An 8,165-nucleotide genomic window follows, 5' to 3' on the forward strand; every position below is an offset into this window, starting at 1 on the left:
CCGTGGTCACCGTCGACGGCGCACGGGTGTCGTTCACCACCGACTCCTACGTCGTTCGACCGTTGTTCTTCCCCGGCGGCTCGATCGGCGATCTTGCGGTCAACGGAACTGTCAACGACCTGGCGATGTCCGGCGCCGAACCCCGGTACCTCTCGACCGCGTTCATCCTGGAAGAGGGCACCGAGCTGACCGATCTTGGCCGGGTGGCGGATGCGCTCGGAGCGGCGGCCCGTGCCGCGGGCGTCCGGCTGGTAACCGGTGACACCAAGGTCGTCGATGCCGGTCACGGTGACGGGGTCTACGTCAACACGGCGGGGATCGGCCTGGTTCCCGACGGCGTCGACATCCGGCCCGCTCGGGCCCGGCCGGGCGACGTCGTCCTGGTCAGCGGCGAGATCGGGCTGCACGGGATCGCCGTGCTCAGCTGCCGGGAGGGCCTGGAATTTGCCACGGCGGTCCGCAGTGACACCGCTCCGTTGCACGGACTGGTCGGCGCTATGCTGCGCACCGGTGCGGACGTACACGCCCTGCGGGACCCGACGCGCGGAGGACTGGCCGCGACACTCAACGAGATCGCGCGGACCGCGCGGGTGGGAATCGTCATCACCGAACGGCATGTTCCCGTTCCCGAGCCGGTCCTCGACGCCTGCAGCATTCTCGGGCTGGACCCCTTCTACATTGCCAACGAGGGCAAGCTCGTGGCGATGGTCGCGCCGCGGGACGCCGATCGGGTGCTTGAGGCGATGCGCGCGTGCCCACTCGGCCGAAACGCGGCCGTGATAGGTATGGTGACCGCGGAACACCCGGGAATGGTGGTCGCGAGGACCGGTCTCGGCGCGAGCCGCGTGGTGGACCTCCCGGTCGGCGAGCAACTTCCCCGAATCTGCTGAATCCCTGAGCTGTTTTCGAGTTGAGGGCGGACCCGTGCATTCTGGTCCGCGCCTCTGTCGCTGAATTCGACGAGATCCTCGGGCAGGTGGAATGGTGACGTGCATGTCTGTCAGTCTCTCGGTGGCGGGCCGGGGCTCAGGGAGTGACTGACCGGCGCGCCGCGGGCGTCCGGCGGAATGCGGCGAGGACGTCCTCCCGACGTTCGGAGACAGGCGTCGGCGGCTCGGGATGGCGACAATCATGGTCAGGTGGCCGGGGACGATGTGGACGTGAACAGGGTTGTAAGCGTAGCCCCCTCGCCCGGCAGTGTCGAACACATGTTCGTTCCTGTGATCGCGGATTCGTCTTGGGGGTGTGGTCGTAATCGCGAAAGGATGACCCATCGTTCCGCGTTGAACGTTGGTCTCAACCGAGGTAGCGTGGGTGGGCATTGGCGCAGTTGTTTCCGTCGAGGGTGAGGGTGGATGCGTCGGGCTTGCGGTCGGTTGGGGCTGTGGGGGTATGCTTCACTCTCGAGCCGTCCGGCCCGCCACGTGGCGGTTGGGTGGGCGAAGTGGCGGTGGATAATCGTATGGTCTTTCGGGTGTTGTTGAGGTGAGTCGTGAGTACAGGTAAGGTTCTTCGCTTCGACCATGTTCGGGGTTACGGTTTCATAGCTCCCAGTGACGGAGGAGACGATATTTTCCTACATGCCAACGATCTTCTTGTTGAGAAGAATCTCGTCGTCCCCGGGGCCGTCATGGAGTTCGAGATCGAGGAGGGCGAGCGTGGGCTGAAGGCCAGTTCGGCCCGCATCCTCAGGTCCACACCTGCGGCTTCGGGCCTGGCCGCTCCGGCGCCGACGAGGGGAACCGTCCACGCGGACGATTCCGACGCTCTCTGTGACGTCCTGCCGGTCGGGGAGTTCACCCAGGAAATCACCGAACTGTTGCTCCGGATCGACCCGACCCTGACGGGGACGCAGATAGTTCGGGTCAGAAGCGAGCTGATGGGCGTGGCCGAGAAGTACGGTTGGATCGAGAACTGACGCGTATCCGGGCGCCTTTCCCGTGTCCGGCCGTCTCTTGCCCGGACGTGGGAGGCCTCGGGGCCTCGGGGGCGGGAGGATCTGGATCGCGCGGGCGGTCCGGCGGAGCCGGGCAGGCGCCGTCGTTCGGCGTCCCGCGCGGCGGCGGTTCTTCCCGCCGGGGGGAACCTACAGCTCGACGAAGCCGGACACGCAGGTGATCGTTTCGCTGCCGATCCAGACCGTGCCGTCCGCATCAGCGGAGATGTGCACCCGTCCGGTCCGGTGGAGCAGTGTTCCCTGGCTCACCGTGTAAGGCGCGCTCGCTCGTCCGGTCCGGAGCAGCCATTGGGCGACGGACGCGTTGAGGCTTCCGGTTACCGGATCCTCCCTCATCGTGCCGTTCACGGGGAAGAAGGCCCGAACTTCGAACGTCTCGGTCGACTCTGGCGGATACGGGCCGAGCACGCCGAGATGCAGGTCGACGATGCCCGGTTGCAACGCGAGGACCGCCTCGGCGCTGTCGAGCAGAACAGCAATCCATCCCGGCCCGTTGTCCGCCCACTCGGCGGCCACGATGTCGTCGCGGGCGATGCCCAGCACCGTGCTGATGCGCTGGATGAGTGCCTCCTCGACCGGCCCCGAGCGTCGCAGCGGGGGTGCGGCGAACGCGAGTCCGTCCGCGGTCCGCCGAACGGGAATAAGCCCGGCACCGCACTCCTGAACGACCACATCGCCCCGTTCGGCCGGAGGCCGGGTGGTCAGCCAGGCGTGGCAGGTACCCAGCGTGGGATGCCCCGCGAAGGCCAGCTCGGCACCGGGCGTGAAGATCCGGACCCGGTAGTCGGCGTCCGGTGAGGTGGGCGGCAGGATGAAGGTGGTCTCCGAGAGGTTCGTCCACCGGGCGAACCGTTGCATCTCCTCCGGGTCGAGTCCCGATCCGTCGAGCACGACGGCTACCGGATTGCCCTGATATGGGGATCTTGAGAAGACATCGATCTGTTGGAAGGGACGCGGCATCGGCCCAGTGTCCCGCGGCCCGCCGGCTGACCGCGCGGATGCGGGCGAGGAATTCCTGGATTCCGATCGCCAGGCGGCTGGAGACGATGGGGCGTCACCAGGAGCGGGCCGGCGCGGGAATGCCTCCGGGTGCATATCAGCATGAAGGCGTGAGTTCCTCCGCCGACACCCATGGCCGACCCCATCACGTCGAGGCGGGTGGCCGCCCGCCTCCGCCAGAACCGCGAGGCCGCCCGGCAGAACCTCCGTGCCACCTCCGTGCCACCTCCGTGCCGAACTCGACTTCGAGACCAACCTGCGGTCCGAGGTGTGGTCGCTCCACATCGGGCCGGCGCTCGGGCTTGGCCCCGACGAGGTGGAACGGGACGTTCAGGAGCTCGTCGCGCACGCCCGAGCGGAGATCCGTAACGGCCAGGCCGAGCTGATGGATCCGGGAGTGATGGATCCGGGAGTGCCGTGACGCCTCAGGTTCATCGTCGGCGACGACGCGGATCCGGTACCTGGTGCCAGTACCTGGTGCCCGGCGCCGGGCGCGTGGGGCCAGGTCAATCGAGCGCGACGATTCAACCGAACGCGATGATTCAGTCGAGCGCGACGACGAGACCGCGCAGCTCGTAGGCCGCGATCTCGTCCCGGAGGGTGACCTGAGGTGGGCTGGCCATGCGTAGGCCGTCGAGCATGAACAGCTTGTGCAGGAAGATGTCGGTTTCGTGGATGGCGACGTGTGCGCCGGGGCATTTGTGGGGCCCCTCGCCGAAGCTCAGCCCCGCCGGACTCACGCCGTCGCCGATCGGGTGGGCGGGGCGGACCGTGTACGGGTCGGCGCCGATGGCCTGCGTGTCGACGTTGGTGCTGCTCACCGCGATGTCGATCTGGGCGCCGGCTGGGATCGTCAGCGGGCCGCGTGGGCCCGGTAGGTGGATGTCGGCTGTCGTGCGCCGTTTGAGAGTGGAGATGACCGGTTCCAATCGCAGGAGCTCGTGCAGGATCGCGATCCGTTCGGTCTGGTCGGCGTCGCGGTAGCGGGCGCGCAGTGTGTCGTCGGTGAACAGGTGCCAGGCGGCGACGTTGATGAACTCCCGAGTGGTGATCATTCCTGCGGGTGCGAAGGTGACGCACTCGGCGAAGATCTCGGCGTTGGTGCAGCCTTGATCGATCATGTGTGAGATGAGGTCGTCGGTGCGTCGCCGACGGCGGGCGCGTACCGCGGGGCGCACGTCAGCGAGGTAGAAGGCGAGGGCGTGGCGGTTCTGCCGGATGAACTGCCTGATGCCGCGGATGCTGGTGACATTCGGCGGTCCGAGGTCTCCTTGGGCGAACCGTTCCAGGCGGGCGGCCATGCCGGGGCGGCTGTTGGTGAGCCGATCACCGCGGCGGCGACCTCGACGGCGAGGGCGAAGCTGAGCTCGGACAGGTCGACGCTCCGCTCGCGGCGCAACCGGTCGATCTGCTCGTCGGCGACGCGGTGCATCAGCTCGCGGTAGTGCTCGTCGACCCTGCGTAGAGTGAAGAATCGTGCGGTCAGCCGGCGGCGTTCCCGGTGCTCGGGGCCGTCGCTGTGCAGCACCGGCCGGCGGATCCGCTTGGGGATCGCCTTAGAGGCGTCGATACCGAGGCCGGCCTGCTTGGTTTCCAGGCTGCGCAGCACCGCCTGTCCGGCGGCGTACCCGCTGATCCGCCATACGCCGTCGGCGCCCTGCACGACCGGGCATCCGCCGTTCGGGTCTTCGCGGTTGATCTTGCGTGCCGACGTCCCGACGTCGGTCACCACGGGATCCGCCATGGATTCTCCTTCCCAGGGCACTCCGGAAACCGACCGGGGGCGCGGCTTCAGGGCCGTCATGACTGACCGGTGAGGCGATGGAGTGCTGCTGATGTCTATCGAATCGTTGGTGGATGCGAGGGAAAGCCTCCGCCGCCCCTGCGGCTGGCTTGTTCGGGTAACGGCTCGAGGCGGAGCCGGGTGGCATCGGAGGAAGCCGTCGGCCGGACGCCCGAAACCTCTTGTAATGGCCTGTGCGCCGGCAATGGTGCCCTCGGCGCGGGGAATCCGTGACGGTCCCGGCCGTGACGGTCCGCCAGGTTCGGCGGCATGCCTCAACGGTTCTGGCCGCTTTTCACGCTCCGCTTTTCACGCTCCGGGTCCGGGTCCGGGTCCGGGTCCGGGTCCGGGTCCGGGTCCGGGTCCCGTCCGACTTTACCGGAAGGATTGGGAGGGTCGGCTCATTCGTGCCCTCATTCGTGCTCTCCGGAGTCGAAATGAAATAACTTGCGCGTTTCGAACCCTCCACAGGCCTGTGACCTGCGATGATGCTCTCGATCACGTATTTGTTACTTCGTTACGTCCCCTCCGGGGCGCAGCAGCGGGCCGTGATCTGACTCCCAATTGTGTCGGTTGGTGGGCGGGGCGTTCACGCCGAGCGTGGTCACGGCGCTTTTTCGGAAGCTCGCCGTCATGGTCTACGGCAGGCCCGGCAAGGCGATCGCGACGGGAATCACGTGTCGCGCCCTTCCGTGCCGCGTGAAGGATTTCACGCCGATCGGGACGCCCTCCGCGTCCCGCCGTACTTCCCGTCGGATGCCACCTCGGTGGTGCAGGTGACGCCCTTCCCGGCAGTGACCGCGCCACTGAACGTGAATGTTCCGGCGCCGGACGCAGATAGTGAATGCAGATAGCGAATACATTATCATCTGGTATCTCGGTCGCCCGGCGTGGCCGGCGTCCGGCCGGACCGGCCGAGTTGTGGGGAGCAAGGCACGGTCCAGGGACCGCGGACCGTGCTCAGGTCCCCCAGATTCGCCGGCCGAAGGCCAGTCGAAGGATCGTGGGCGCCGCCTGAGTGAGCGGGTGCGAGCGGGTGCGGTGGGAGGCCGGCGCACGGTTTGCGCGGTTTGTTTAGTTCGTGCCGTCCGGGCGGGGTGAGAGGACCGCCGATACCGCCGCCGGCCCCGTACCGGACCGGGAGATGGCCACCCTGGCCACGGCCACCCTCGCCGTCGCGCTCCGCGGGTTCACCTCCGTGAACTTGGGCGTCAGATCCGGTGTTCGGTAAGTACCTCGGCGGTGAGTTCCTGGGCTTTCTGGGCGCGGTCGGGTTGCGCGAGGTGGACGGCCACGAACAGGGCGTCGAGGACCGTCGTGTGGATGATGCGGCTGCTCATGGCCTCGACTCGGTAGTTTGTTTCGCTGCTGCCGGCGACGAGGGCTACGTCGGCCAGCCTCGTCAGGGGGGATCGGAAGAAGCTGGTGAGGGCTATGGTCGTGGCCCCCGCCGCGCGCGCCGCGGCGGCGGCGGCCAGGGTTTCGCGGGTCTGCCCGGTGTGGCTGATGGCCAGGCAGGCGGAGGCGGGGGGCAGCAGGCGCGCGGCCACATGTTGGACGTGGGCGTCGGCGGGGGCTTCGACGAGCAGGCCGAGGGTGCGAAAGCGGTAGGCGGCGTCCTGGGCGAGGGGGGCGGACGTCCCCGCGCCGATGAGCAGGACCCGGTCAGCGCGATGCAGGGCGTCGACCGCGCGGGCGAATGCCGTGCGGTCGACGGTGCGGGTGGTCTCGGACAGGGCCGCCTCGGTGCTGCGGAGGATCTTCTCCAGGATGGTGGCAGGGGAGTCGGCGTGAGTGACGTCTTCGTGAAGGCCGCGTTCGGGGGGAATCGCTTCGCCGGCGAGACGGATCTTGAGGTCGGCGAAGCCCTTGAGGCCGAGGTCCTGACAGAACCGGACCACGGTCGCGACGGAGGTGCCGGTCCGATCGGCGAGATCGGTGACGGTGAGGTGAACGATTTCCCTCGGGTCACTGAGGATCAGCTGGCCGATCTTGCGACCGCTGGGAGTGAGGGTCGGCAGGCAGGCGCGTAGGTGCGCGATGGTGCCGCCCGGCTCGGGGAGGGGTTGGGCGGGCTCGTCGATCGCCTCGACGGCCGTCGGTCCGGTCATGGTCTCTCCCAACGTCGTCGCCATCCTCGCGCTTTCCGGCTTCCGGCTTGCCGGTGGTGTACTGCCATCTGCCGCACGGGTTGGATGAAGATCTGTTTCTTCGGTAGAAATCATACTGTATGAAAGTTCTATCCATCTAATAGATCCTGTTAAGAGGATGTTTCCTTCTGCTGTCTACGGTCGTCTACGGTCATGGCCGTGGATCAGGGCGGGGGCAGTCGATGGGGAGGTCGGGCGGATCGTCGGGGCGCCGTCCACCGGCTTGCCGCTCGGTAAGCCGGTCATCTTCGGATAGCGCCAGGGAGATCCGAGCGTCGTAGCTGGCAAGGTTGGATTACGCGATAGAAATTCGTTACTCGAAATTGTATCAGTTAGGTGATTTTTTACAAAAGGGTGAAGCGTGAGTCTGCCAAGCGGATCCATGGCCCGGCTGGGGTCGCACGTGACCGCCGATCTCGACCGGTGGCGCGGGACGGGAGTCTGGCTCGTCGACGGCTTCCTGCCGGGAGACGATCTGGCCCTGCTGCGCCGATGGGCCCAGGAGGTCGAAGACTGGCCGCCGGCCCCCGGCCGGCAGCGCCCCCAACCACTCCGGCCACTCCCGCCGCACGCTCTACCTCACCTACAACCGGCTGTCCGACGGCAACCGGCGCGACACCTATGGAGCCCTGCTGTCGTGTCGGTCGTAGAGTTCCGGCCCGGAACTCTACTCGGGAGGACACCACCTGACCGAGCGCAACCCGGGCCATCGCCAACTCCAGGGTCTGGCGAGTACTGCAGGGTCTGGCACGTACTGCACACCGACCACCGGCGTCCGCTCCCGACCTGTCGGTCGGTATTCTCCGTGATCCGGGCGCTCTCTTTCTATTCCATGAGTTCTGCGTAGCCCTCCTTATCACCCTCCTTGGTTCCGGCGGTGCCGGGTGGGCCCGGTCCCGGCAGATCCCGTTTTCCGCACCGACCATTCTGGCGCGCTGGCGGCCATCATCCTGCACACACCACATCCGCGGACCCGGCCCGTTCGGAGAGCCCGACATAATCGTATCGCCGTCCTCCGTCTTCCTGGTGAGGACAGGTGAGTCGGAACATGCCGGCCGAACAGCTTTCGCCGACGTCTCCTGGTGGGTGCGGAAAAAATCCCCGGCACACACGGCACGGGGCGGACCGTCCGCGCCCGGTTCCCGCCGCCGTGTTAGCCCGGACGGGGTACATGGTGAGATCGTGCGGGGTAGCACGAGGACGTCGCAGAGTACTGTCGCCAGAGCGATTCAACGTACACGTACGCCGATAAATTACGCAGGGAAGGGGCGTCCCG

The 8,165-nt window shown here is 67.3% G+C and carries 7 protein-coding genes; 3 read left to right on the forward strand and 4 right to left on the reverse strand.

Annotation, left to right across the window (positions count from 1 at the left end):
- On the forward strand, positions 1–890 hold an 890-nt coding region (hypE, locus tag AC08OQ_RS12315), incomplete at its 5' end, for a hydrogenase expression/formation protein HypE (RefSeq protein ID WP_476612056.1).
- A gap of 602 nt (positions 891–1,492) precedes the next feature.
- Positions 1,493–1,918 (forward strand): cold-shock protein, encoded by a 426-nt coding sequence (locus AC08OQ_RS12320; protein ID WP_462186345.1) that lies wholly within the window; start codon positions 1,493–1,495, stop codon positions 1,916–1,918.
- A gap of 168 nt (positions 1,919–2,086) precedes the next feature.
- On the opposite strand, the gene AC08OQ_RS12325 is transcribed toward AC08OQ_RS12320, so the two are convergent.
- Positions 2,087–2,917, reverse strand: coding sequence for a PhzF family phenazine biosynthesis protein (locus tag AC08OQ_RS12325; RefSeq protein ID WP_476600243.1), 831 nt, complete (start codon positions 2,915–2,917; stop codon positions 2,087–2,089).
- Between the two features lie 247 nt (positions 2,918–3,164).
- Here AC08OQ_RS12325 and AC08OQ_RS12330 point away from each other — a divergent pair, with 247 nt between their 5' ends.
- Entirely contained in the window at positions 3,165–3,377 is a 213-nt protein-coding gene (locus tag AC08OQ_RS12330; protein ID WP_476600245.1) for a hypothetical protein, read from the forward strand.
- 121 nt (positions 3,378–3,498) lie between these two features.
- Here the strand turns inward: AC08OQ_RS12330 and AC08OQ_RS12335 are convergent, their stop codons facing one another.
- From AC08OQ_RS12335 to AC08OQ_RS12345, 3 genes are all read right to left on the reverse strand, one after another.
- Positions 3,499–4,077, reverse strand: coding sequence for a cytochrome P450 (locus AC08OQ_RS12335; RefSeq protein ID WP_476600247.1), 579 nt, complete (start codon positions 4,075–4,077; stop codon positions 3,499–3,501).
- Positions 4,074–4,700, reverse strand: a complete 627-nt coding sequence (locus AC08OQ_RS12340; RefSeq protein WP_476600249.1) for a hypothetical protein — start codon at positions 4,698–4,700, stop codon at positions 4,074–4,076. The genes AC08OQ_RS12335 and AC08OQ_RS12340 overlap by 4 nt, the downstream gene beginning before the upstream one ends.
- 1,250 nt (positions 4,701–5,950) lie before the next feature.
- Entirely contained in the window at positions 5,951–6,850 is a 900-nt protein-coding gene (locus AC08OQ_RS12345; RefSeq protein WP_476600251.1) for a MurR/RpiR family transcriptional regulator, read from the reverse strand.
- Positions 6,851–8,165 lie beyond the last annotated feature (1,315 nt).

This window comes from Frankia sp. CcCS3 (genome assembly GCF_977927575.1).